General features: G+C 43.7%; 21 protein-coding genes. 19 read left to right on the plus strand and 2 right to left on the minus strand.

The genetic code is table 11. The features are described 5' to 3' along the window. The 8 genes from Q0502_RS09210 to truA form a co-directional block, all read left to right on the plus strand. Positions 1-297: septum formation initiator family protein (locus Q0502_RS09210; protein WP_366521783.1), on the plus strand; the 297-nt coding region annotated here is incomplete at its 5' end. Positions 298-391: 94 nt separating this feature from the next. After that, positions 392-736 carry a hypothetical protein gene (locus tag Q0502_RS09215; protein ID WP_298649871.1) on the plus strand — a complete coding sequence of 115 codons (345 nt, stop codon included), beginning with the start codon at positions 392-394 and terminating at the stop codon, positions 734-736. Positions 737-765: 29 nt separating this feature from the next. Then, on the plus strand, positions 766-2076 hold the full coding sequence (locus Q0502_RS09220; RefSeq protein ID WP_298649872.1) for a response regulator: 1311 nt from the start codon (positions 766-768) through the stop codon (positions 2074-2076). Positions 2077-2084: 8 nt separating this feature from the next. Then, a complete protein-coding gene (locus Q0502_RS09225; RefSeq protein WP_298649874.1) occupies positions 2085-4613 on the plus strand; it encodes an ATP-binding protein in 2529 nt (842 codons plus the stop codon). A gap of 1 nt (position 4614) precedes the next feature. Continuing rightward, a complete protein-coding gene (gene xerD / locus Q0502_RS09230; RefSeq protein ID WP_298649876.1) occupies positions 4615-5508 on the plus strand; it encodes a site-specific tyrosine recombinase XerD in 894 nt (297 codons plus the stop codon). Between the two features lie 137 nt (positions 5509-5645). After that, on the plus strand, positions 5646-6770 hold the full coding sequence (gene dnaN / locus Q0502_RS09235) for a DNA polymerase III subunit beta (RefSeq protein ID WP_298649878.1): 1125 nt from the start codon (positions 5646-5648) through the stop codon (positions 6768-6770). Between the two features lie 10 nt (positions 6771-6780). Next, positions 6781-7551 carry a 3'-5' exonuclease gene (locus Q0502_RS09240; RefSeq protein WP_298649880.1) on the plus strand — a complete coding sequence of 257 codons (771 nt, stop codon included), beginning with the start codon at positions 6781-6783 and terminating at the stop codon, positions 7549-7551. Between the two features lie 16 nt (positions 7552-7567). Continuing rightward, positions 7568-8317 (plus strand): tRNA pseudouridine(38-40) synthase TruA, encoded by a 750-nt coding sequence (gene truA, locus Q0502_RS09245; RefSeq protein WP_298649881.1) that lies wholly within the window; start codon positions 7568-7570, stop codon positions 8315-8317. A gap of 129 nt (positions 8318-8446) precedes the next feature. Here truA and rho read toward each other — a convergent pair whose 3' ends face one another. Further along, complete coding sequence (gene rho, locus Q0502_RS09250; protein WP_298649883.1) at positions 8447-10405, minus strand: transcription termination factor Rho; 1959 nt, start codon at positions 10403-10405, stop codon at positions 8447-8449. A 523-nt stretch (positions 10406-10928) separates the two neighbouring features. Continuing rightward, positions 10929-11978 carry a DUF6340 family protein gene (locus Q0502_RS09255; protein ID WP_298649885.1) on the minus strand — a complete coding sequence of 350 codons (1050 nt, stop codon included), beginning with the start codon at positions 11976-11978 and terminating at the stop codon, positions 10929-10931. Positions 11979-12319: 341 nt separating this feature from the next. On the opposite strand from Q0502_RS09255, the gene Q0502_RS09260 reads away from it, so the two are divergent. The 11 genes from Q0502_RS09260 to Q0502_RS09310 all read left to right on the plus strand — a co-directional run bounded on the left by Q0502_RS09260 (position 12320) and on the right by Q0502_RS09310 (position 26478). Continuing rightward, complete coding sequence (locus Q0502_RS09260; protein ID WP_298649887.1) at positions 12320-13192, plus strand: electron transfer flavoprotein subunit beta/FixA family protein; 873 nt, start codon at positions 12320-12322, stop codon at positions 13190-13192. 96 nt (positions 13193-13288) lie between these two features. Next, positions 13289-14308: an electron transfer flavoprotein subunit alpha/FixB family protein gene (locus Q0502_RS09265; RefSeq protein ID WP_298649888.1), complete on the plus strand. Its 1020-nt coding sequence runs from the start codon at positions 13289-13291 to the stop codon at positions 14306-14308. Between the two features lie 53 nt (positions 14309-14361). Next, complete coding sequence (locus Q0502_RS09270) at positions 14362-14490, plus strand: four helix bundle protein (protein WP_298649890.1); 129 nt, start codon at positions 14362-14364, stop codon at positions 14488-14490. 112 nt (positions 14491-14602) lie between these two features. Further along, positions 14603-16321: an acyl-CoA dehydrogenase family protein gene (locus Q0502_RS09275; RefSeq protein WP_298649892.1), complete on the plus strand. Its 1719-nt coding sequence runs from the start codon at positions 14603-14605 to the stop codon at positions 16319-16321. Positions 16322-16667: 346 nt separating this feature from the next. Continuing rightward, entirely contained in the window at positions 16668-18356 is a 1689-nt protein-coding gene (locus tag Q0502_RS09280; protein ID WP_298649894.1) for a hypothetical protein, read from the plus strand. 368 nt (positions 18357-18724) lie between these two features. Continuing rightward, positions 18725-19096 (plus strand): hypothetical protein, encoded by a 372-nt coding sequence (locus Q0502_RS09285; protein ID WP_298649895.1) that lies wholly within the window; start codon positions 18725-18727, stop codon positions 19094-19096. Positions 19097-19223: 127 nt separating this feature from the next. Further along, on the plus strand, positions 19224-21215 hold the full coding sequence (locus Q0502_RS09290; RefSeq protein WP_298649897.1) for a transglutaminase domain-containing protein: 1992 nt from the start codon (positions 19224-19226) through the stop codon (positions 21213-21215). A gap of 68 nt (positions 21216-21283) precedes the next feature. After that, entirely contained in the window at positions 21284-23764 is a 2481-nt protein-coding gene (locus Q0502_RS09295; protein WP_298649898.1) for a glutaminase family protein, read from the plus strand. Next, the gene (locus tag Q0502_RS09300; protein WP_298649899.1) at positions 23748-24539 is read left to right on the plus strand and encodes a DUF1573 domain-containing protein; all 792 of its coding nucleotides are present in this window, start codon (positions 23748-23750) and stop codon (positions 24537-24539) included. The genes Q0502_RS09295 and Q0502_RS09300 overlap by 17 nt, the downstream gene beginning before the upstream one ends. A gap of 353 nt (positions 24540-24892) precedes the next feature. Further along, the gene (locus Q0502_RS09305; protein ID WP_298649901.1) at positions 24893-25264 is read left to right on the plus strand and encodes a hypothetical protein; all 372 of its coding nucleotides are present in this window, start codon (positions 24893-24895) and stop codon (positions 25262-25264) included. Positions 25265-25509: 245 nt separating this feature from the next. Further along, positions 25510-26478, plus strand: a complete 969-nt coding sequence (locus Q0502_RS09310) for a 6-bladed beta-propeller (RefSeq protein WP_298649902.1) — start codon at positions 25510-25512, stop codon at positions 26476-26478. Positions 26479-26677: the final 199 nt, after the last annotated feature.

Genomic DNA, 26677 nt, shown 5'->3' on the forward strand with positions numbered 1-26677 from the left:
AAATCAGGGTCAGGAAGAATTCTGGGGCTCACCGCTTACCAGATCATTATTCTGCTTGTGTTGATCGCGATGCTCTTTTTTTTCAGCGACAGCAGTGTTACCAAGAGGATCAGATATGAATCTCAGATTAAAGACCTTGAATCCCAGATTGAATATTATCGCCATCAGACGGAAACAGACAGAGAAAAACTGAATGAGCTTCAATCCAATAAAGAGGATCTCGAAAAGTTTGCGCGGGAAAATTATCTCATGAAAAAAGAGAATGAAGAGGTTTTTATCATTCAAGAAGAGAAGTGAAAAAGATATTGGGATGTAAAAATTAAAAAAAAGTAATATATTTGTAGGATCATGATCGGATTTTGTTTTGTTTTTCTTAATTAATACGTATAAAATGCATCACGTAAAAAATGTTTTATTTCGGGTTTCCGGCATTTTGATTTTGCTATCAGCGGTATTATATCTGTTTATACCTGCCGTAGCGCCCTGGATAATGGCATTTGCCGTGGGGGTCTTCTCCGTCATTACTTTTACCCATCCGTATCCGGGTAAGAGTATCCGCGGCAAGAGGCTGTTCAATTTCCAATTGTTTTCCTGCATATTGATGATTGTGGCGACCTATCTGATGTTCAGAGGGCGTACCGAATGGGTGCTGGCTATGATGGCAGGTGCGATTTTTTTGTTATATGCGGCTGTAGTAATACCGCGGGAACTGGAGAAAGAGAAAAACAGATCATAGACCTTACAGTATATGCATGTAATTCTTTTATGGATAATACAAGAAGAAACATACTCGTTATTGATGACAATCTGACTGTTTGTCTGATGCTGAAATCGTGGCTGGTAAAAAAGGGGTTCAGCGTGGAAACGGCTACCCATGTCGATGGGGCGAAGGAGAAGGTGAGGGAGCATCCGTTCGATTTAATCCTGACTGACATAAGGATGCCTGATGCCGACGGATTCAGCTTTCTGTCCTGGGTGAAAAAATATGATTCGGATATACTGGTGATCATGATGACCGGTTATGCGGATATCGAGTCGGCAGTTGAATCGATGAAATCAGGAGCGGTAGATTATATTTCCAAACCGATCGAACCGGAACAACTCTTCAAAAAAATCGATGAGGCATTCATCCTTCAAGAAAATATGCTGAAAAACAGCCGTTTTAATGATGATTTTATTAAGTTTCCCGGAAAGGAATACGAACAACTTTACAAGCAGCTCGATCATACCGCGGAAAATAATACCCATCGGTTGATCATTGGAGACAGGGGTACGGGGAAATTGTCGGTTGTAAGATATATCTACGAAAAAGGTATCCATCTGTCAAAACCGCTGGTGATTTTCGATATTGAAAAATCCGCAGATGCTGTGACCCTCCGTCGCGCGTCATCCAATGAAGCTGAGGACAGGTCGCCACTCATGCAGAAGTTCCATGAAGCAAAGGGAGGCCTTTTATATATCCGCCAATTGACCCATCTTAACATCAATCTGCAGGATGAATTGTTAAGCATCCTCACCCGGCAAAAAAGGGACGATGATTTTATACAAGTGATCATGAGTACGGATATGAGTAAAAGGGAATTGCAAGAGTATCTCATTCCCAAACTCTATTATCTGATTGAACCGGAGTGTATTACGTTGCCCACCCTGAAAGGAAAAAAGGAGGTAATTATTTTTCTTGCCGCCCATTTTCTCCAGTTTGCCAATTCCACGCTCCATAAACAGATACAGGACTTTGATCCCGCCATACAGGATCAACTGGTCGGTTATGCCTGGCCGGGAAATATTCAGGAACTGAAAAACTGCATTATAAAAGCTGCCTTGCTTACCGAGGAAGCGGCCATATCGGCCTCCATTGCGCCGGTGTTGTTTGGGTATGAATCAAAGAATGGGAGCCGCCTGCTTTCTTCGAGCCCTATACAAGGGCTTCGCAAGGAAAATTACGAGAAAGAAAAGATCATGGAGGCACTGGAACTGGCCAAAGGTAACAAAACGATGGCAGCGTCCATCCTGAATATCGACAGAAAAACACTTTATAACAAGATAAAATTGTATAACGTTCCTATCCATAACTGACAGATAATATGGATTTATCATCAAAAAACGGAAACAGAGACTCTTCAAAGGTTAAATCCACTGTGATCATCGGATATGTACTTGTGATGGCGGTGATGGCCTTCGGTCTCATTACCCTGTATAATAATCTGGTAAACTATTCCGATAAAAGGATCAGAAGTGAAGATATGTCGGAATTACTGATGGTGGGAAACACGCTTTCCATGCTTTACGAGATTGAAATCGAGCAGAATCTGTTCAGTGCGGAAAATGCGGAACAATATTTCCGTAAGTATGATTCCATTGCCCCGAAGATAAAGGTTAACCTGGATGAATTGAAACAGATGGCTGCCGATTCTTTGCGGATAGGAAAACTGGATACCATACAACTGTTGGTCGACCGGAAAAGGGAAAACCTGCAGGAAGTTGCTATATTGCTCGACTCCATCCGCCGTGCACCGAGGATCGTGGTACGGACCGAAAGCAGCTATATACCCAGGGAATTGAACAGGGAGATAGCCGACTACCTGGAAAGTAAAAATCTGAATAATCCCGCCGATAATCAGAGTGATACGAGTGTAGTTATCGGTACAAAAAGAGGTTTTTTGGATCGTGTTCGCGATGTGTTTGTAGCCCGTTCCGACTCCACGGTTGTGATAGAAAACAAGTCGATTGTCTCAGACAACGACCTCAGACTGATCGTAGACACAATTATCAACAAGGTACGCTATTCGGAAAGGCTCGACCTTGAACGGCAGAAGCAATTTCAACTCGCTTTCCTCCGACGCCAGGAGGTGATGAGCCAGACCAACCGGATGCTTACTTCACGTATCGACGAATTATTGAAAGGGATTGAGTATGAGGAATTAGAGAAGTCGGTGCGGCTCCTTAAAGAGAAAGAACGGACGCTTGCAGCTTCACAGCATACCATGTTTATTGCCTTTTGTATGGCGTTACTCATCGCGTTTGTTTTTGCCGTACTGTTTCTGGTAGATATCAACAGAAGCCAGCGCTACAGAAAACAACTGGAAGCATCGAACAAGCGTATTTCCGACTTGCTTGCCTCAAGGGAGAAACTAATGCTTACCATATCGCATGATATCAAAGCGCCCATGAGTTCAATCCTCGGATTCATTGAACTGATGAACACCCACGGGGATCAGAAAAACGAGTCCTATCTGAGCAATATGAAGAACTCAGGGGAACATATCCTGGAGCTTGCCTCAGCATTATTGGATTATCATAAACTGGAGGAGGGAAGCTGGCAGTTGAAGGAATCGGATTTCAACGTGCACAGCCTGGTAAATGAAGCTGTTTCGGGTTTTGAACCGCTGGCCACACGGAAAGGACTTGAATACAAGGTTGAAAATTATTTGCCGGAACAATTGTCTGCCTATGGCGATCCGTATATGCTACGCCAGATCATGAACAATATTATCTCCAACGCGATAAAATATACTCCTGAGGGTAATATTCTGATCAAGGCCCGGATGGAGAACGGCGATCTCCCGAAACGGCTGGTATTTTCCGTATCCGATACGGGAGCGGGAATCGATGAGTCTGATCAACAGATTATCTTTCAGGAATTCAAGCAATTGTATAATCCTGCCGGAGGGCATGTGCCCGTGGAAGGAAGCGGTCTGGGACTGGCTATCACCAAAGGGTTCGTGGAAGCCTTGAAAGGGAATATCCGTCTCAATTCCCGGAAAGGGGAGGGCTCGGAATTTATTGTAGAGATTCCGCTGAAAGATATACAGGAAGAACAGAAACAAAGCATAGACAAGCCTGAAATGGGACAGCAAGATATTGAAGGTGTCTCCGTACTGCTTGTGGACGATGATCCTGTTCAACTGACAATGACTTCGGAGATGTTTGCGAGAAAGAAAATAAAGAGCGTGGCGGAGGAAAACCCCGATAAAGTGTTGCCGCTTCTTCAATCGTTATCATTCGATATTCTGTTCATGGATATTCAGATGCCCGGTACCGATGGACTAATGCTGGTTGAAAAGATCCGGCATTGGGAGAGCGGACAGATAAAAAATATGCCTATCATAGGGTTATCGGCCCGATCGGATGTATCTAAGGAAAAAATGAAAGCCTCCGGATTCACCGATTTTCTCACCAAGCCGTTTACTTCCGACAGGTTATATCATATGATCCATAGATATGTGGGGAATGAAAATCCTGCGGAAGATACTTTCATGACGGATGAAAAACAGTCTTTTGACGAAAAGGGAGCCAGGGCGTTAATAGAGTTTGTAAGTGACGACAAACAAACCTCTGGAGCTATATTGCAATCGTTTATCGATGAAACGGGAGAGAGCAGGACTCAACTGGAAGAGGCTTTTCAGGAAAAAGACGAACAAACGGCCCGGCGAATTGCCCATAAGATGTTGCCGTTGTTCCGGTTAATGAGCAGTAAGTTGCTGGTAACCCTTATGGAAAAGCTGGAAAAAGGAGATCCTTTATCGGCCGGAGAGGAATCTTTGATACTGGGTAAGATCGGAGATCATCTGGAAGAGGCGGGAATCCTCCGAAAAGAGATAGGGGAAGATTGAAATGAAACCGACTCCGGATATTGAAAAATATAAGCGCTATCTTCTGTTGGAGAAAGGATTGTCATCCAATACCATCGATGCCTATATGACCGATCTGCAGAAGTTACTTGATTTCATGCAGATCCGGCAACTCACCGTAAGTTCAGTGCAGATCACTGAACTGGAAGAGTTCCTCGCCGGGTTGCACGATAAGGATATCTCGCCGCGTTCCATCGCCCGTATCATTTCAGGCCTGAAATCATTTTTCCGTTTCCTCCTGCTGGACAGGCAGCGTGATGACGATCCCAGCGAATTGCTGGAGGCTCCCAAGACCGGGCTGCAACTTCCGGTTGTTTTGTCGGTGGAGGAGATCGATTCGTTGCTGGCTGTCATTGATGTCTCAACGGCCGAAGGCACGCGCAATTATGCCATCATTGAAATGCTGTACAGTTGCGGCCTTCGTATATCCGAACTGACCAACCTCCGTTTTTCCAACCTCTTCTTCGGGGAAGGGTTTATCCGTGTGGAGGGGAAGGGGAGTAAACAGCGGCTGGTTCCCATTTCCGATATAGCCATACAAAAAATCAGGGATTGGCTTTACTACCGGAATCAGATCGCTATTAAAAAAGGAAACGAAGACATTCTCTTTGTCAGCTCGCGCGGCAAAGCGATTTCCCGTGTCACCGTTTTTTATTATATCAAACGGTATGCCGAAGAAGTGGGATTACAAAAGAAGATCAGCCCGCACGTTTTCCGTCATTCGTTTGCTACCCACCTACTCGAAAGGGGAGCCAACATACGGGTGATCCAGGAGATGCTGGGACACGAGAAGATTACTACCACGGAAATCTATACGCATATCGACCGTCATTTCCTGCGGCAGGAGATCATTGAGCATCATCCGAGAAACAGATAGCAGTGGTTAGGTGGAAAGGTGATTTGAAAGGATATGGAAAGCGGGAAGTGGGACGATGTCGATAAATTTATCGGGAAAACAAGGGATGCTCCAAGATAATTTTATATATTTGCTGAAAAAATAAATATTTTAATCATATGAAGTTTGTAGTATCGAGTGCCACATTGCTGAGTCATCTGCAGGCCATTAGCAGAGTTATCAATTCCAAGAACACGTTGCCCATCCTCGATTGCTTTTTGCTCGATCTGAAGGGTAATACACTGTCGCTTACCGCGGCCGACAACGAAACCCGGCTTGAGACAACGGTGGAGGTGAATAGTGCGGAAGGTGAAGGAAGCCTGGCCATCAATGCCCGGAACCTGCTCGATCCGCTTCGTGAATTGCCTGATCAACCGCTTACGTTCGATATCAACGACGAAACGCTGGAGATATTCCTCTATTACCACAACGGTAAATACAATTTTGTCGGTTTGAAAGGAGATGAGTATCCGGAACCGAAGCCGCTCAAGGATTCATTCATGACATTAGCGGTAGAGGCCGATACACTCTTTTCCGGTATCAACCGGACAGTCTTTGCCACTGCCGATGATGAGTTGCGCCCGGTGATGAACGGTATTTACTTCGATATCACTACCGATGATCTTACTTTTGTGGCTTCCGACGGGCATAAGCTGGTACGTGTGACCACTACCGAGGCTAAAGGCGAAGGACGCTCTTCGTTTATCCTGCCCAAAAAACCGGCTAACCTGCTCAAATCACTCCTTCCGAGAGAATCCGGGACGGTAGAGATCAGGTTCGATGAGAACAACGCGTACGTCGCCATGGCGTCCTATAAGATGGTGTGCCGCTTTGTGGAGGGGCGTTATCCCAATTATAATTCGGTGATCCCGCAGAACAACCCGAACACATTTACCTTAGACCGCCTGACACTGCTGAACGCCCTCAAACGCGTGGCTGTGTTTTCCAATCCGGCAAGCAACCTGGTGAAATTCCAACTATCGGAAGACAAAATAGTGGTGACCGCCCAGGATATCGATTTCCTGACCACCGCGGAAGAGACCATCCCCTGCACCTATGAAGGGAATGTGATGAACATCGGCTTTAAAGCCTCTTTCCTGATTGATATTCTTGATAATATACCCTCTTCCGATGTGCGTATCGAACTTTCCGATCCGTCTCGTGCCGGATTGATCCTCCCTGTGGAGAAGGAAGAGAACGAAGATATGCTGACACTCCTGATGCCGATGATGTTGAATGATTAATAACAATCTGATGAAGTTAAATCTCAAAAATCCGCTGGTTTTCTTCGACCTGGAGACGACCGGGATCAACATCACGCACGACCGCATTGTAGAGATATCATTCCTGAAAATTCATCCCAACGGAAAGGAGGAGATCAAATCACGCCGTGTTAATCCTGAGATGCCCATTCCGCCCCAGGCGACAGCCATTCACGGTATCACCGATGAAGACGTGAAAAACTGCCCTCCTTTCAAACAGGTGGCCAAGTCACTTGCCGACCAGTTGGAAGGGTGTGATCTGGCCGGCTTCAATTCGAGCAGGTTCGATGTGCCGATGCTGGCGGAAGAGTTTCTTCGCGCCGGTGTGGATTTCGATATGAGCAAACGTAAATTTGTGGATGTGCAGATCATCTTCCATAAAAAAGAACAACGCACGTTGGAGGCGGCTTATGCTTTTTACTGCGATAAAAAACTGGATAACGCGCACTCCGCCGAATCCGATACCATCGCAACCTATGAGGTGCTAAAATCGCAACTCGACCGCTACCCCGATTTGGCAAACGATATAGAGGCGCTGTCGAAAGAGTATTCGAGTTTCAATAGCAATGTGGACTTTGCCGGACGATTCATCTACGACGAGAAAGGAGTGGAAGTTTTCAACTTCGGGAAACACAAGGGAAAACCGGTGGCAGAGGTGCTCAGAAATGAACCGGGCTACTATGCCTGGATGATGGATGGTGATTTCCCCCTCAATACCAAACAGGCACTCACCAAGATCAGATTGAAGGAGTTGAACGGTTAACCGTTATTCATCAAAGATGCCTCGTTTTTTCATCACGCTCGCCTATAACGGTAAAAATTATGTGGGCTGGCAGATCCAGCCTAACGGAATGAGTGTGCAGCAAGCGCTTCAGGAAGCGCTTGCTGTCATTCTGAGACAAGAGGTGGCGGTGATAGGGGCCGGCAGGACCGACGCGGGCGTACATGCACGCGAGATGGTGGCTCATTTCGACTGGGAGGGGGATGCCTTCTCTTGCGGTGATCTGGTATATAAACTCAATAATTTTCTTCCAAAAGATATTTCCCTTTCCGCTATACGCCAGGTGCGTCCGGATGTGCATGCCCGTTTCAGCGCCATATCGCGTACTTATAAATACTATGTGACGACGGTGAAAGACCCGTTTCTCCATGAACACACCTACAGGTTGTTTTTTCAGCCTGACCTGGAAGTGATGAATGCCTTGTGCGATGTGTTGAAGGAATATAATGACTTCACCAGTTTCAGTAAGCTGCATACCGACGTAAAGACCAACAACTGCCGGATTGAGTATGCCCGGTGGGAGAAAAAAGGCGATCTGTACGAGTTTACCATTCGGGCCGACCGTTTTCTCAGAAATATGGTGCGCGCTATTGTGGGAACCCTGCTCGAAGCGGGTAGGGGGCGGCTCGATGAGAGGGGATTGCGAGGTATTATTGAAGCTAAAAACAGGGGTGTGGCGGGCGACTCCGCACCCGGGCATGCCCTCTTTCTTGAAAAGGTGATCTATCCCAATGATATCTGGATGTAAAAAAGAACCGGCGGACAGGGCTCGGGATAAAAGTAAAAAAACGCAGCGGAACCGTGAAGTTCGCTGCGTTGTATTTTTTATATGTGTTTCCCCTTTACAGGGAAACTTTTGAATAGGTTTCCTCAGCAATCAATCATTCATAGAAATAAGGAACTCTTCATTGCTTGAAGTACGTCTCAGACGGTTCAGCAGGAATTCCATCGCTTCCACCGAGTTCATATCCGACAGGAAATTGCGGAGTACCCACATACGGTTGAGCGTTTCTTCCGACAGGAGCAGATCGTCACGACGGGTGCTCGATGCGATGATATCCACAGACGGGAAGATCCGTTTGTTGGAGAGCTTGCGGTCGAGCTGCAGCTCCATGTTGCCGGTGCCCTTGAATTCTTCGAAGATCACATCGTCCATCTTGGAGCCGGTTTCCGTAAGCGCTGTGGCGATAATGGTGAGCGATCCGCCGTTTTCGATATTACGGGCGGCCCCGAAGAAACGTTTCGGCTTGTGCAGTGCATTGGCGTCCACACCACCCGAGAGCACTTTTCCCGAGGCAGGCTGCACGGTATTGTAGGCACGAGCCAGACGTGTAATGGAGTCGAGCAGTATGACCACATCGTGTCCGCACTCCACCAGCCGGCGGGCTTTGTTCAGCACGATCTCGGCGATCTTCACGTGGCGGTCTGCGGGTTCATCGAAGGTAGAAGCAATCACTTCCGCGTTCACGCTTCGTTCCATGTCGGTCACCTCTTCCGGTCGTTCGTCAATCAGCAGTATGATCATATATACTTCCGGATGATTGTCGGCAATAGCGTTGGCAATATCCTTCAGCAACATCGTTTTCCCTGTTTTGGGTTGTGCCACGATCAGGCCGCGTTGTCCTCTCCCGATAGGAGAGAAGAGATCAACCACACGACAGGAGAGATTATCATTGTGTCCTTTGGTGAGGTTGAATTTCTGGTTGGGAAAGAGCGGTTTCAGATGATCGAAAGGCACCCGGTCGCGCACATCATCGGGATTACGTCCGTTGATATTGTCTACTTTTACCAGCGGAAAGAATTTTTCTCCCTCTTTGGGCGGACGGATAGGGCCTTCCACCACATCTCCCGTTTTCAGTCCGAAGAGACGGATCTGCGACTGGGATACATAGATATCGTCGGGTGACGACATATAGTTGTAATCGGAGGAGCGGAGGAAACCGTAACCATCAGGCATGATCTCCAGCACACCGGCGGCATTCAGGATCCCGTCGAAATCGTAACCGGGATCTTTTTCCTTTTGTTGTGGTTGCAGGGACTGCACTTGAGCCTGAGCCTGAGGCTGTGGTTTGTTCTGTTGCGTAAGCGGCTGTTTGGGTTGCAACGGAGAAGGTGATATAAGATCCATCATAGAGAGTCTGCTCCCGGTGACGGGTATTTCTTTCGCGGAAACGACCGTTTTTTCTTCGGGCGCTTCTTCGGCCACTACAGGAGGTAATGTGACGGGCGCGGGAGCAGTACTTTTCTCTTCATTCCGGTGTTTCGATGAGCGGAAAACCAGCTGGATCGGCTTTTCGGGAGCCTTCGGAGTAATTTCTCCTTCAGCTTTTTTCTCTGGGATGTCAGCTTTTTTCTCAATGCCTCCGCCACTCTTTTCGGGAACTGTTTTGGCGGCTGCCGGTTTTGTTTCAGGTAAAGGAGCCGGGGCCGGGACACTCTCATTTTTCGTAGCCGGGGTTTTCTCCTCTACGGCCGCGAGTTCCTTCTTCACTAATTTGGGCTTTTCAGTAACCTGGGCCGGCTGCGGTTTGCTTTGGGCCGGTTTCCGGTCTTCTTCTTTATCTGCATTCTTTTCTTTGGATTCCTCTTTCTTGGCAGCGGCCCTGTTTTTCTGGTTATTTGTTTTGTTGTCGGAACCTCTTCTCGGTGTGTAACCTTGTAGGGTTCCGCCATCCGTACTCAGTTTTTTTGTCTCGGCAATTGCCTGTTCATCAAGAATCTTATAAATGAGTTCCTCTTTCTTGTATGCATCAGGGCGTCTTATCCCCATCTCTTTGGCAAGAACCCGTAATTCCGTCGTAAGCTTTTCATTAAGCTCAATAATGTTATAAGCCATGTAAATGTATAAAATTCGTTATGGTTTTTGAATAAATATTGTTGTTGAATAATTATATGTCCGGTTTCAGTGACGAATGCATTGATTTCATTCATGATGAATAAAACGGGCTGATATAATTGAATTTGAAAATGAATTTAAAACAGTGAACGTTCGCATCTCACTAAAACCCAAATAAGTTTGTTCTTTGGGTTCGCGGTTTCTCGTCAGCTACTTTGCCGAACGCAGAACTATTTCGTTAAGCCAAATAAGCAAGAAAGCAAGTTTGATTCCATTATACCGTGGCAAGAACTCCTTCGTTAAGCGAACACAGAGACAAATGAAATAGTCGAATCAAGTCCGAAAAGTCTAATTTTAATAAACAGTAGAATATAAGTAAAATTACTGTTGAAGATCCGGGAACAAAGGTACTCTTTTTTTTGAAAACGGGAATAAGTTTGCGGTTTTTTTATGGTTTAAATGAAATAAACCTGAAAAAAGCGGCCTAACCCACTTCTTTCGGGCTCTGCCTGATAAATATTTATCAAAAGTCACCCATATCCAACTTGTTGGTATGGTTGATCCGTCTCCCGATTTCATTCTTGTAAAGCAATGATCTTCTTCTCTCCGGAGAGTTGGGTGCTGTGGATTCATTGAACAGGTTGTTCGAGATGGTAGCCCATTCCAATGCCCGGCTCATATCATCCATCATCTCATAGGCAAGTGCAATGTTACTGGCCGCTTTGGCTTTGTCGGTTTTTTTAGAGTGAGTGTTGTAAAACGCTTCCCATTTCTCAATTGCATTCTTCCATTGCGATCCTTTGGCATATGTTTCCCCTTCCCGCATCACTGAATTAGGAAGCGTATAATACCATCGGTCCTGTATTTCCCAGTGTGGGGCAAATACGTAGGTCATCTTTTCCGCAGCCCTGACTGCCAGCAGTTTTATCGCTTCTTTATGGGAGGGGATCATCATATCTGCATAAGCCCTTCCGTCGTGGATGTCGAATCCTTCCCAACGGATGCTGTCGCTATATTGTACAGCCGGGATCTTTCCCGCCATCGTAGGCAGATATACGCGGAGAATGGAATGTATTTTCCCTGTCATGTCGGCATAGGTATATCCCTGTTGCCGGAAATGATCTCTCTTTTTAGTCTCAATGATCAGTTTGTCGAGAGAGATAATGGCCTGGACCCCTGTTTCCCTTCTGATCTTGTTCATCGTTTCGGGATCGACAGGTTTTTCCCGGAAGAAATCATTGTCATCCCTCAGAGGTTCGTTGTAATAAATTACCTGCTGAAAATAGTCCTCCTCATTCAGGAACTGCGCCAGCGCTTCGGTATAGAAAATGGCGGCACTGTCGGACGAAACTTTTGCCCTTTCCGCGTGTGTATGGCCTATGGGTATGCTGTCATGGCCTATTTCATCCGGTTGCTGCACCACATTATTAACAATCGCTATAGAAAGAACATTCGAAGGCAGATTCACTTGCGCAGGCTCACGCGTTTCTACTGTCAGGTATTTAATCCCCGCACAGCTGCCCATCAGCAGAGCCATAAGAAGAGTCGTCAGGAAGGAAGTTATTTTTTTCATACGATTATTAGTTTATCGCAAAGTTATTATATTTCATTCATATTTCCGGCAAAACAAATGTTTTCTGTTATTGTCCTTCTGTTAAATCCGCTGCCGGGAAGAAATATAGACCGTTCTTATAATGATTTATTTCTACCGGTTTGGTTTAATGACTCTTTTCATTTTTTTAGAAAATTGATAATGAAGCGGCGGGCGCATAGTAAAATTTGTGTATATTTGCAGTCCGATTTCATCAGACTTTTTCTCGTCATGGCAGAACCCAAGCAAGGTAGCCTTTGCTTATTTGGCTTAACGAAATAGTCCTTAAAACATCCAATAAGAAACAAACTAATCTAATGAATATGACATTTAACATTATTGTGTTGGCTAAGCAGGTTCCCGATACACGGAATGTGGGGAAGGATGCGATGAAAGCCGACGGAACTGTGAACAGGGCGGCGTTACCCGCGATCTTCAATCCTGAAGATCTGAACGCAATGGAACAGGCGCTGGATATCAAAGACCGGTTTCCGGGTTCAACGATTACGGTGTTGACTATGGGGCCGGGACGTGCTGCAGAGATTTTACGCGAAGGATTGTTTCGGGGAACCGATGATGGGGTACTGTTGACCGACCGGGCTTTTGCCGGCGCCGATACATTGGCTACTTCATACGCTTTGTCGATGGCCATCCGCAAGATCGGGAAATTCGATATTATTATCTCGGGACGTCAGGCTATTGATGGCGACACGGCACAGGTAGGTCCCCAGGTGGCCGAAAAGCTGGGGGTTCCGCAAATCACGTATGCAGAGAACATCGAAAAGGTCGAGAACGGTAAGGTAACCGTCAAGCGTCGTCTGGAAAACGGGGTAGAGGTGGTGGAATGTCCGCTGCCTGTAGTGATTACAGTGAACGGTTCTGCCCGCACATGCCGTCCCCGCAACGCGAAACTGCTGTTGAAGTATAAACATGCCAAAACCGTTACCGAGCGTCAGGCGGAAAATATCGATTACATAGATATCTATAGCAGCCGACCCTATCTGAACCTCATTGAGTGGAGTGTGGCGGATGTAGAAGCCGACCCTGTTCAGTGCGGTCTTTCCGGTTCTCCCACTAAAGTGAAGAAAATAGAAAATGTAGTATTTCAGGCCAAAGAGAGCAGGCAGCTCACCGATGACGACGTCGATATCGATGAACTGATGAAGGAACTGATAGATAGTCATACGATTGGATAACACAACGAACTATTTCGTTAAGCAATACGAACAGAAGACAAGTTTACTTGGTTATGCCGTTGCGAGAAATAGTCTAACTTTATTGAAAAATTAAAAATGAACAACTTATTTGTATATTTGGAAATCGAGGAGGGGATAGTGGCCGATGTGAGCCTGGAACTACTGACCAAAGGACGCTCACTTGCCGGACGGCTGGGTTGTAAACTCGAAGCCGTTGCCGCCGGCGGCGCGCTCGACAGGATCGAAGAACAGGTATTCCCTTATGGTGTGGATGTGTTGCACCTCTTTAAAGATGACCGTCTGTCGCCGTACACCACACTCCCGCATACTTCTATTCTGGCGGAACTTTTCAGAAAAGAGAAGCCGCAGATCTGCCTTATGGGAGCCACCATTATCGGCCGGGACCTGGGTCCCCGTGTTTCATCCCTTCTGGGCAGTGGGCTCACAGCCGATTGTACCTCGCTCGAAATAGGCGATCATGAAGACAAGAAGGCCGGAAAGACTTATAAGGATCTGCTCTACCAGATACGTCCTGCCTTTGGCGGCAATATTGTGGCGTGGATCATTAATCCCGACCACCGCCCCCAGATGGCTACGGTGCGTGAAGGGGTAATGAAAAAAGAAATTCTCGATCCTTATTATAAAGGGGAGACCGTGGAACACAACGTGGCTGATTACGTGAAGGAGGCGGATTTTGTGGTTTCCATTATCGACCGTCATATTGAAAAATCAAAGGTAAATATTAAGAACTCGCCCATTATTGTTTCCGGAGGATACGGTGTGGGATCGAAGGAGAACTTCCAACTGCTCTACCAACTCGCCGATGTGCTGGGAGCCGAGGTAGGTGCTTCGCGTGCGGCAGTGGATGCAGGGTTTGCAGAGCATGAACGGCAGGTAGGACAAACAGGGATCACTGTTCGTCCCAAGGTTTACATAGCCTGTGGCATATCGGGACAGATACAACATATCGCCGGTATGCAGGACAGTTCTATCATCATCTCTATCAACAACGATCCCAACGCACCTATTAATCCCATCGCCGATTATGTAATCACCGGCGAAATAGAGAAGGTGATCCCTAAAATGATCAAGTATTATAAAAAAAATACGAAGTGATTGTTTGAGAAGGTGGAACTCAGAATTAAGAACTCAGAATCAGGAACTTGAGAATGACAAGTAGAGAGGTATCATCATTTCAATCCCTTATTATCTGGCAGAAAGGCCACCAATTTGTATTGGATATCTCTCGGATGACAGGAAGATTTCCTGAAGATGAACGCTTTGGTATTGTTGGATAAACTATGGAGTGCATATGGTTCTGAAATTTCCAAAGATATTCTAACTTCTTAGTTCTAATTTCTTACTTCTTGTGGAAAGAATACAAACAACTAACAATATACCTAAAACGAAATGGCAAACTTTTATACAGATACACCGCAATTCCGTCATTACCTTCAGCACCCGCTGATGAAGCGGATTGTGGAATTGAAAGAGAGAAACTACGCAGACCGTGAGACATACGACTACGCTCCGATGGATTTTGAGGATGCAATGGACAGTTACAATAAAGTGCTGGAAGTGGTGGGCGAGATCTGCGGCGATATCATTGAGCCGAATGCCGAGAAGGTAGACCAGAGCGGGCCTACCGTAAACGACGGGCGCGTTGCCTACGCAACGCCTACGCAGGAAAACCTCGACGCGCTCAACAAGGCGGAACTCATGGGTATGGGGCTTTCACGCAAATACGGAGGGCTTAATTTCCCGATGGTGCCCTATATGATGAGTGCCGATATCGTCAGCCGTGCCGATGCCAGTTTCCAGAACATCTGGATGTTGCAGGATTGCGGTGAGACCATCTATGAATTTGCCGATCAGGGACAGAGAGAGAAATATCTGCCACGCATCGTGAAGGGGGAAACCATGTCGATGGACCTCACGGAGCCCGATGCCGGCTCGGATCTGCAGGCCGTGATGCTGAAAGCCTCTTACAACGAGAAGGAAGATCAATGGTATCTCAACGGGGTGAAGCGTTTCATCACCAACGGTGATGCGGATATCCACCTGGTGCTCGCACGTTCCGAAGAAGGGACGAAAGATGCCCGCGGCCTGTCGATGTTTGTCTACGACAAGAAAAACGGCGGTGTGGACGTACGCCGTATTGAAAATAAGATGGGGATCAAAGGTGCGCCCACCTGCGAACTGGTTTTCAAAAATGCCAGGGCTGAACTGGTGGGATCGCGCCGGATGGGACTGATCAAATATGTGATGTCGCTGATGAACGGAGCCCGACTGGGGATCATGGCCCAGTCGGTCGGTATTTCGGAAGCAGCTACCCGCGAAGCCTACAACTACGCGATTGAGCGTCGCCAGTTCGGTAAAGCCATCATTGAGTTCCCGCCGGTGTATGAAATGCTGGCGAATATGCGGGCTAAAACTGATGCGTCACGTGCCTTGCTGTATGAGACCTGCCGTTTTGTGGATATGTACAAAACGCTGGAAGATATCAGCAGGGAGCGCAAACTGACCCCTGAGGAGCGGAATGAAATGAAGCACTTTTCCCGTCTGGCCGATGCCTTTACGCCACTGGGCAAGGGGATGAGTAGCGAGTACGCCAACCAGAATGCTTATGATTCCATTCAGATACATGGTGGTTCCGGGTATATGAAAGATTACAAGTGCGAGCGGCTCTATCGCGATGCACGTATCACCAATATCTATGAAGGTACTACCCAGTTACAGGTGGTGGCCGCTATCCGCCATGTCACGACCGGAACCTACCTGCAGCAGATCAAAGAGTATGGCGATATGCCGGTAGTGCCTGAACTGGAGCCGTTGAAGCGCGTTCTCTCGAATATGGCAGAGACGTATGAGAAGCTGGTAGAAGTGGTCACTTCCCCCAAAGACGAGGATTACCTCGATTTTCATGCCCGTCGGCTTGTGGAAAGCGCCGGCCACGTGATCATGGGACACCTTCTCCTTCAGGATGCCAACAAGGAACCGGAGCTGTTCCGTCGCAGCGCGGAGGTCTATATCCACTATGGACAGATAGAGGTAATGAAGAACTATAACTTTATCACCAAATCTCGCATCGAAGATTTGGGTTACTATAAACCGGTCTTCAACGACTAAGGAAAACCGGTCTTCAGATATGCATCAAGCGGGAGAATTGAAATTCTCCCGCTTTTTCTGGTTCCTCTGTATTTGCAATTAAGTTCTGTTTTTATAAATAATGGTTTGACAATCAATTATATATTGAATAATCTTTTCCTGATCGTCGTAGGCGTTGAGCGACACTGTATAGTCGTCAGTTAGCCCGGAAATAAGTTGTTCCGGCAAGGCAAGTATAATTGCATCTGATTTAATCCTTCACCGGGAGTTAAATAAGGACAACTTCGTATTTCTATTCTGAAATGATTTCAATTTGTTTTTTTATAGAAAAAATGTAACTTTGTCTTGCCCTCAAATCGTCATATGTATGCGTAGTAGTTTTACCGGTCTGTCTGCCGTGATCCTTTTCGCTGTGTTGGTTTTGTTCTCGTGTAACCGGGAGCGGAACGAATCCTCCAGCCTCCGCCTGCAACAATGGGACATACTCTGTGACAGTCTGCCCGAGGCGATCAGGGACAGCCTGAACACGATGGATCCCCGGGATCTGTCGCCGGATAGTCGTGCCTGGTACGGACTGTTGAAGACCATTACCGATGATAAAACCTACACGCTGTTTACTTCCGATTCGCTGATCAACAGTGTGGAGAACTATTATCAGCGGCATAATCAGGAGTCACGCAATCATATTCGTTCACTTATCTATCAGGGGATTGTCCGTGTGCGTATGGGCGTTACAGACAGTACCGCGTATGAACCGTTGAAAAAAGCGCTCGCTATCCTGCATACACAAAAAGATCCCAACCCCACTTTGCTCTATTTTGCCAATTATTATATAGGGCATATACACCGGAAGAGCAATAACGATGATCCTGCGTTGTACTATTTCCAACAAGCCCTGACGTGCGCAAAACATGAGAACAAGGTAACGCATCTGTTTGATATTTACCAGAGATTATTCCAACTGCGGATGTCAGAGAAAGAATACGACGATGCCCGGCTCTACATAGATACGTTGACAACGTATGCCCGAACTGCGGAAGATAAGTATTATCTGCTGGATGCGGAGGCTGTTTATCTTGATATGCACGGAGAATATCACGAAGCTTTGGAAAAAGAGAAAGAGCAGTTGGTTTTGGCAGATCAATTGAAAAAAAAACCGGATTATTTCCGGATTTATTATTCCCTTTCCGACCGGTACTATCAACTTACCCTATTAGACAGTGCCCTGTATTATGTCCGTCAGGCCATTGCCCATATCGAAGATTCTACCTACCGATTAAATTATTTACTGTATGATAATGCGGCTGATATTGCTGTTGGGATGAACGATTACCGCCTTGCCGACAATTTCCGCCGGCAAGCACTGGAGTCATATAGTATTTCGGTCGAAGAGCGGCTGGATACGCAGATCCATGAACTTGAAAAACGGTACGACCTTGCCGAAGCCGAGAATCGGGCGTTGAAAACCGGAAACCGGCTTCGGTTTATTGTGGTGTTATCCGTTTTTGGGTTACTTTTTACGGTTATCCTGATACGCTATTTTAATAAGCAACGCGCCCTTGGACGGTTGCGGCAGGCAAAACTCACAGAAGAAAAGAATCGTGCTGAGGCGGAATCCAACCTGTTCCGTGAACAATCTGAGAACCAACGGCAGTTGTTGTCGCGCTACGACTCATTCCTGAAATTCCATGCCGAACAGCAACAGCAAATCCTGAGAATAGCTGATAAAATGCGATCTAAATATCCGTTACAGGGGGATGCCTACGACAAGATGCTGGAAATGGGCCGGCAGCGGTTTAACAGGCTCGTAAAGGAACTCTTCACGGCCGAGGATATGCAGCGGATGTTCGATATCCGTGACGACCAAGGTATTTTGACCGAGAGCGACCGGCTGTTGCTCTTTATGCTTGCCAACCATGCCCATAACGAACAGATTGCCGCGTTGCTCAATACCAATGTGAACAACCTGAAATCCAAAAAGTCGTACCTGAAAAAGAAAATTGCCCAATATGCCACTTCCGACAATGGTTTCCAACGCCTGTTAACGTTATTTTGAAAAAAATCCACTCGTTATCCTCTTTTACTTTTCGGTCAGGATTGCTTATTTTAAGTTTTTCATCTGATCAGAACAGCTTTTATTAGTAAGGGTCTTTTTTTACATTGATTTTTTATAGCTGAAGGACGTACTATTATCGGTAATTTCTGTGGAATTACTGATAATATTGTAAAGTGAGGTTCTTTTATTTTTCTTTTTCAGGTTAGAATCACCTGTTTAATATTATATTCATCTGTTTTATATATAGACGTTTATATACTTTATGATAGGTCAAAATGATATGACTCTATTGACAATCTTGTTTTTATATATTTACTTTGTAGGAGAGTGAATAAATATTTTTTTACGCATTGTTAAATAAAAACATCATGAAACAAAAAACAATCTTTTTAGTTGCTCTTATGCTTCAATTCTGTTTAACCAACCTTCTTGCAACACCCCAAACAGCAGGGGATCCGAAAGAAAAAGAAAAAATTGAATTGAAAGAGAAGGAAAAAATGACTTATTCCGATACAGTTATAGAAGTAGAAGCGTATCACGATGGATCTATAATTGAACTGTTTGTGAATAACTATACCGGATATGTAACCATGCATATACCGGGTAGCAGCCTGTATATAACTATGGAGGTCAATGAGAGCGGGTATGCCACAATGGATATTTCGCAATTACCAGAGGGAGGGCATACGCTTCTCATAAGGATTGGAAGTATGATCTTTGAAGGAGAAATTGAGTTATAACAACCTTCAATAGGTTGCTTTAACCTGCAATGAAACGCTAAATGGCTATTGCCAGAAGCGATAGCCATATTCCTTTTGTTGGATTTGTTATATGACCAGTATGTCGCTACCATACATACATTCTCTGATGCAAAAAATATGCTTTATTGTCGTCCTTGTTTTTTTGCACGCCTGCCAGAAAAAAGAGCCTCCATCATTACTGAGTCAGGCCCTTGTTCTTGCGGCAGAAAACAGGTATGAACTGGAAAAGGTACTATCCTTTTATAGCCAGGATCCCGGTGACAGCTTAAAATATAGGGCGGCCTGCTTCCTGATAGAGAATATGGGACATCACTATTATTACGACGGAGAACAACTTGAACAATATCAGAATTACTATAAAGCCCTTCATAATCATAAGAATAAATCGGCAGATCCGGTAGCTATATTGGATTCTATTTCTATGCTTTATGGTCCTTTTTCACTTAAGAACCTGACTCCAAAATATGATTTAAAAGAGTTGGATTCAGCTTATATATGCAATAATATAGAATGGTCTTTTAAAGTCTGGGAAGAGCAACCCTGGGGGAAAAACATATCGTTTGAGGATTTTTGCGAATACATTTTACCCTACCGTATTGGAGATGAAAAACCGACAGCATGGAAACAAGCTTTTTATGAAAAATACAATCATTATTTAGTACCCTTATCGGATTCGACCTATTCAGGCAGGGATGATCCTGTGGTAGCAGCAAAATTATTAATGGGATCGATTGCTAATCCCGATAGTGTCTACTTTACAATGACGGCTCCGGCCGGTTATCCACACGTTGGAGCACAGACAGCACTCTATCAAAGTGGCAGTTGCAGGGATCTGACTGATTTTGCCATCTATGCCTGCCGGGCTCTGGGGATTCCCTCTCATATAGATTTTATGATTGCAAGAGGAGATAACAATGCCGATCATTTCTGGATATCCTATACGGATAAGTCGGGTGAATTACATGTACAGGATTTTCCCGGATCTTTCAGAATTGCTCGCCAGGATGGTCTAAGATTTGACCCCAAAGCAAAGGTATATCGATATACGTTCAGCGTTGATCATCACACCAGAAACGCGATAATGTCCCTTGACAGCTCTGCCCCCTCATTTTTTGAAAGGCCTTTGTTTAAGGATGTTACAATATATAGTTCCGGATATTATATCCAGGAACTAAAAATACCTTCATCGCAAATATACAGGGCAAGCACAAAAGGGAAGATCGCTTATTTATGCCTGAGCCGGCAAATGGACTGGATTCCGGTAGCATGGGCTAGCTTCGATATAAATAATTTATCCTTTAAAAATGTACAAAAAGGCAGTGTAATGCGTGTTGCAACATGGGAAAATAATCGTCTGGTATTTCAGACCGACCCTTTTTCTATGCATTATTTATCGAATGAAATAACGTTTTTTCCAAGAACAGGTAGTTTGCAGGATGTGGTGTTGTATGCAAAATTTAAGTTGGACGAAGAAAATATTTACCGTGACAGGATGCTGGGGGGAGTCATAGAAGCAAGTGACTATCCCGATTTCAGAAAGAAAGATACATTATATGTAGTGAACGAAGTCCCCAAGAGGCTGAATACCAGTGTTCCTGTAAATTCTGTAAAACCATATAAATACTTGAGATATTATGGGGCAGACGGTACTCATTGCAACTTATCTGAATTGGCATTTTATGAAAATGTAAAAGATACGGCTGCGGTTAAGGGAAAAGTTATTGGTACCCCGGGAGACTGGCAAGGCTATGGCACCCATGAATATACAAATGTATTTGACGGAAAAACCTGGACATCGTTTGACTATAAAAATGGATCAGGAGGCTGGGCCGGATTAGAACTGGAAAAACCTGTAAAAGTCGGTCGAATAGTATATACTCCCCGTAACAGGGATAATTATATCAGACCGGGCGATACCTTCGAACTTTTTTATTGCGATAGTGAATGGAAATCCTTAGGAACAATAAAGGATGAAAACGCAGATTCTCTCTTATTCAAAAATGTCCCACAAGGGGCTCTCCTTTATCTCAGGAACCATACAAGGGGAGTACAGGAACGAGCCTTTGTATATGAAGGCGGTGAGCAAAAATGGAAATAATAGCATAAACAGACAAGCTGTGACATTGAATTCAAATATTCTACTTTTTAATAATCGTGATATCCGACATGGCTAAATTGATTTTCATTTTAATCTATACACCTGTTATACTTTTCTTCTTGGGTTGTAAAGAAGAGGTTTCAGACGCAGTGTATATTAGAAATGAGATACGCCCGCCTGCCTATCCTTTGATAATGATAGATCCCAATATGAACGCATGGTCAATGGCTGATACCCTTTATAATGATCATGTAAGACATTGGTCAGGACGGAAGTTGCCGCTGGTTGGAGCATTGCGGGTCGATGGCGAAATATATCGATTTATGGGGACTTCTGCCGTTGCTATGAAACCGCTTATACCCATATCAAAGGATGGTGAGTGGGAGGGAAAATACACTTTTATCCGGCCTGAAAGCGATTGGGTGGGACAGGATTTTGATGATTCCAAATGGCAGACAGGGAAAGCTGCATTTGGAACCAGAGGAGAGTTTAATGTCCAAACAATCTGGCCAACACCTGATATTTGGATACGCAGGGAGATAACTTTAGCTGATAGCATTCCGGAACAGGATTCTCTGATATTGATATACTCTCATGATGAGACGTTCGAGTTATACATAAATGGCATCCAATTAGTAAAGACAGGCCATGAATGGCATCAGAATGTAGAAGTTGGTATCCCGGATCAAATAAGGAAGACTTTTTCGGATGGAAAAATAATGATAGCCGCACATTGTAAAAACATGGAGGGTGCCGGGCTTGTCGATTTCGGTATTTATATAAAAAAAGAGCAACTATATTTAGAAAGGGCCGCATTTCAAAAATCAGTAGATGTCCAGGCCACCCAAACTCTTTACACTTTCGAATGCGGGGATGTTGCATTAGAACTTAACTTTATCTCTCCGTTCCTTGTAACTGATCTGGAGCTGGTGTCCAGCCCTTTCAACTATATTTCATGCCAGACCGTATCATTGGATGGAGAACCCCACGATATTCAACTCTATCTCGAAGCCTCCCCCTATTGGGCCTCTAACGAAGATAAACGGATGAACAAACCCGCATATAGCGAGACGAAAAATATGTTGCTTGTTAAGACAGGTAATATAGAGCAAAAATTACTAAACCGGGATGCTGCAGGTTGGGGATATTTCTGTATAGGAGGAGAAAAACAGAATTCTACAATATCTGCAGGCTATGCCGTAGATTTGCAGGAAGAGTTCACTTTAAACGGCAGGCTCATAAATGATGGGAATATCTCAGATAATTCAACTATCGCAATATGTCAGAATTTAGGAAAAACTTCAAAAACATCAGGACATGTAATAATCGGATATGATGACATTTCTGCCATTTCATATTTTGGTGATAACCTTCGGCCTTATTGGAATCGGAATGATAATAAAACAATAGAACAAATATTTGCAGATGCCAATAGTAAGTATGATGATATTACCACCCGCTGCCGGATTTTGGATTATGAAATAATGACTAAAGCGAGAAATGCTGGAGGAAAAGAATATGCAGAATTATGCGCTCTTGCCTACCGGCAAACGATTGCGGCGAATAAGCTTGTTCAAAGGGCCGACAAAGAGTTGCTTTATTTCAACAGGGAGCTCGGAACAGTAGATGTCTTCATGGCATCGGCACCCTTATTTTTATATTTTAATCCGGAATTAGTAAAGGCGCTCATGAACCCCTTATTTGAATATAGTGAAACCGGTAAATGGCCAAAAGCGTATCCGGCTCACGACTTGGGTCTTTATCCAAGAGTGTGTCAACAGGATTTCTTCGATTTACCTGTTGAAGAAGCCGGGAACATGCTGATTCTAACCGCTGCTGTTACAGCCATTGACGGGAATGGTGCATATGCTGACAAACATTGGGAAATACTCTCCAAATGGAATGATTATTTAATTCAAAATGGAATAGATACAAAAGATCAGCCATCTACAGATGTTTTTACATCTGTGATACCCCATAATGCCAATTTATCCATAAAAGCAATTATGGGAGTGGCTTCTTATGCTTATATGGCCAAGATCCTCGATAAGAATGAAATATCTGAAAACTATTTCAACAAAGCCAGGGAGATGGCAAGTGAGTGGGAAAAACTGTCGAATGCGGGCGACCATTATCGGATAGCATTCCATCAACCGGATTCTACCTGGAGTCAGAAATATAATTTACTCTGGAACAATGTATTGAATCTCGGTATTTTCCCGGATTCGATACATAAAAAAGAAATTGATTACTATAAAACAAAACAGAATAAATACGGATTACCTTTGGATAGCCGTGATCAATTTGCCAAGTCGGATTGGATATCCTGGATAGCTGCCATGGCAGAAGATAAAGAAGGTTTTCAGGAATTTATAAGACCTTTGCATCGGTTTATGAATGAGACAACAGACCGTGTTCCTATGGCAGATCTCATAAATACAGATACTGCAACCCACCGGGGATTCAGAGCGCGTTCCGTGGTTGGCGCCTATTATATGAAACTTTTAAAAGAGAAACTCAATACGAAAAACAATGAAAATAAGGAGTAATACGATTTATAGAGCTTGTATCCTATTCTTGCTGATAACAGTTTGTATTTCCTGTAGGAAGGATACCAAAAAAGCGGAAGCCGAAAAGATAGTTACAGAATGGACGGGAAAAGAGATTATTTTTCCTGCCGATATACACTGTACGTACCTAGGCCGCGATACGGTTTGCCCTGATCTCGATACTCCGTATAAAATCCTCCTCTATACTGATTCTACCGGATGCACAGATTGCAAATTGAAACTTTATAAATGGAATGCTATAATAGAGGAAGCGGAAACAATCATGCCCGGAAAGGTCAGCTTTCACTTCTTTTTTCAGCCTAAAGATGAAAAAGAGTTGAAGTTTATGCTGAGACGGGATAATTTTAGGCAAGCCGTCTATATAGACAGTCAAGACAAGCTGTACAGAGCAAATAAATTACCCGGCAATATGAGTTACCAGTGCTTCCTCCTGAATAAAGATAATAAAGTGCTTTTGATTGGAAACCCCACTCTCAATCCTGCAATATGGGATTTGTACAAGCAAACTGTTATGGAAAAGGAGAGTATGGGGCAGGAAGGAGATATTCCCCTTTTGATAAAAGATATCTCAGTTTCCTGTGGCTGCACTGTTCCCGAATGGGATAGGAAACCGATAAAACCGGGGGAAAAGACAGAAATAAAAGTAAAAGTGACGCCTGATGGTACGGGGTATTTCAGAAAAACCGTAACAGTATTTTGTAACACAAAGAGAGGAGCAATTCCACTATCCGTAAAAAGTACGGTAAAAGGATAAACCAAAGGGAAAAGGGCGGAGGATTGTCTCCTCTTGCAAAGTCCGACAATAAGACTCCGCCCTGCCTTCCCTGCTTAACAAAAAGAAAGGAGGTAATGCAAAGGTAAGTATTAAAATTTGAAATCCGAGTGGTTTTTCACTTGTTGAGACAACGGGCTGACAGTTTAAAACCTGTTAAAACTTATGCACCGACCAGAAAATCATCATAGGGAATACCTAAATCATGGTTCTTGTGGTATTCTTTGATGATTTTTATCGATCGCCACACCGATCGTAGCACATAAAAGTCTCCGGGATTTTCCCATCCCGGGATTGTAAATTAAAAAAATATCAATTTAAAAATTTGATTCAAAATGAAAAAGAAAATTTTATGCGGAATTGCAGTGTTGGCGACAGTGGCCATTGCAGCATTTAACATGAATTTGAATGTGAATAATGGAGAAGTTTCCTCTTTATCTTTGGCTAATGTGGTAGCATTAGCAGGAGAAAATGATGGAACTAACAAATGTATCCAAAATCACACAAGTGTGTATAGTAAGGAAATGTGCAGTACTTATCCTGTGAAGTATAGAATTCAATCGGGATTGAATTATACTTTTAAAAAAGATCCTAATGGATTTCTAACTCAAGGGAAAAAAGGCTTTGAAGGAACAATTACCAATGAATGTGCAGTTTGGCCATCACCCACGACGACCAATGTAACAGCCCCAACGGTAAATTGTTAGCATAATATTTTTTGGTTTATGGTGGTTTTTCATAATCACCATAAACTAATTTCTAACTCTATAACTCAGGCACAAATGAAAAATATTTGGAATCTTTTGTTTCTTTCAATTCTTGTTTCATGTACGGCTTCTTCAAGAAGATGGGATACTTCCCCTATTGCAAGAAACGAAGAATTATATGTAGTTAATATAGATAACGCACCAAGAGAAGATTTTATTAATTTATCCAGTTTCTTATTGTTGTAATGGATAGCGAAATAACTGAGACTGTCTTAGTTTTTGACAAAGAGGGTCGTTTCCTGCATCGAATTGGGCAAATCGGACAAGGGCCAGGTGAATATATAGATATCACAGACTCAAGTATAGATTTTGAAAAAAAAGAAATCTATTTAATTGATTTTCCAACGAATATGGTACATAAATATGACATCATTTCCGGGAAGTTTATTAACTCGATATATATAGATCGCGATGATTTCAAGAGTTATTTTATGCAATATGTCAATGGTAAAATATATACTAGTACGATACCATACTTTGGAACTGATGATTCTTTCTTGTTACAGGAATTTAATGCAAGTACAGGAAACCCAAAATCTTCCTATTTGAATGCTTCAGCATACAATAAGGGATGGAATGACTTTTATTCTCGTTCTGATGGATTCTTCTATCCAAATGAAGATGGAAGTATTAAATATATCCAGATGTTTATGGATACTGTCATCTCTATAAGAAATGATGAAATTATGCCTTATTTGGCGATTAAATCCAAAAATTGGATTACGGAAAAGGATATCCAGGATTTAATTGAATACAAAATAGCAAATGAGGGGACTTTGTCTCACGAAATACTATTTGGACGAAATATTTCATATAATATTAATCATTACTTTGATTTAGATAATATAGTTTATTTCCAATATCTAAATAGTGGAAATATGGAATTTGTTATTTATAATAAAGAGAACAATACAACGAGAAGAGCAGATTTTCTTAAAGATGATATTGTGTATAATGGAGACTGGTTTTTATTACCATCATTTGCATATGCAGATAGTAAGGGAGTATACAGTTATCTCAAGACAGAACAAATCCCCCGATTTTTGGAAATTGCATATTCAGATGGTTTAAATGCTGATTTAGATAAACGGGATCTCTTAAAGGGATTGCCAGAAGATTCAAACCCGGTAATATTCTATTATTCAAATAGATAAAATATTATTTATTTAAGAAATACAATACTTAATATGAGACTTAGGTTGTAATAGATATTGGAGGGATATTGGTATTTTTGGCGATAAAGGTCAAAAAACCGAATGAATATGTTCAGTTAACAGATATTTTAATCAGTTCTACAGATATATCATTGAATTTAATAAGTAGAATGAATAAAAAGATCTTGAAATAGAGTGT

This window comes from uncultured Proteiniphilum sp., assembly GCF_937873925.1.
Classification (GTDB): Bacteria; Bacteroidota; Bacteroidia; order Bacteroidales; family Dysgonomonadaceae; genus Proteiniphilum.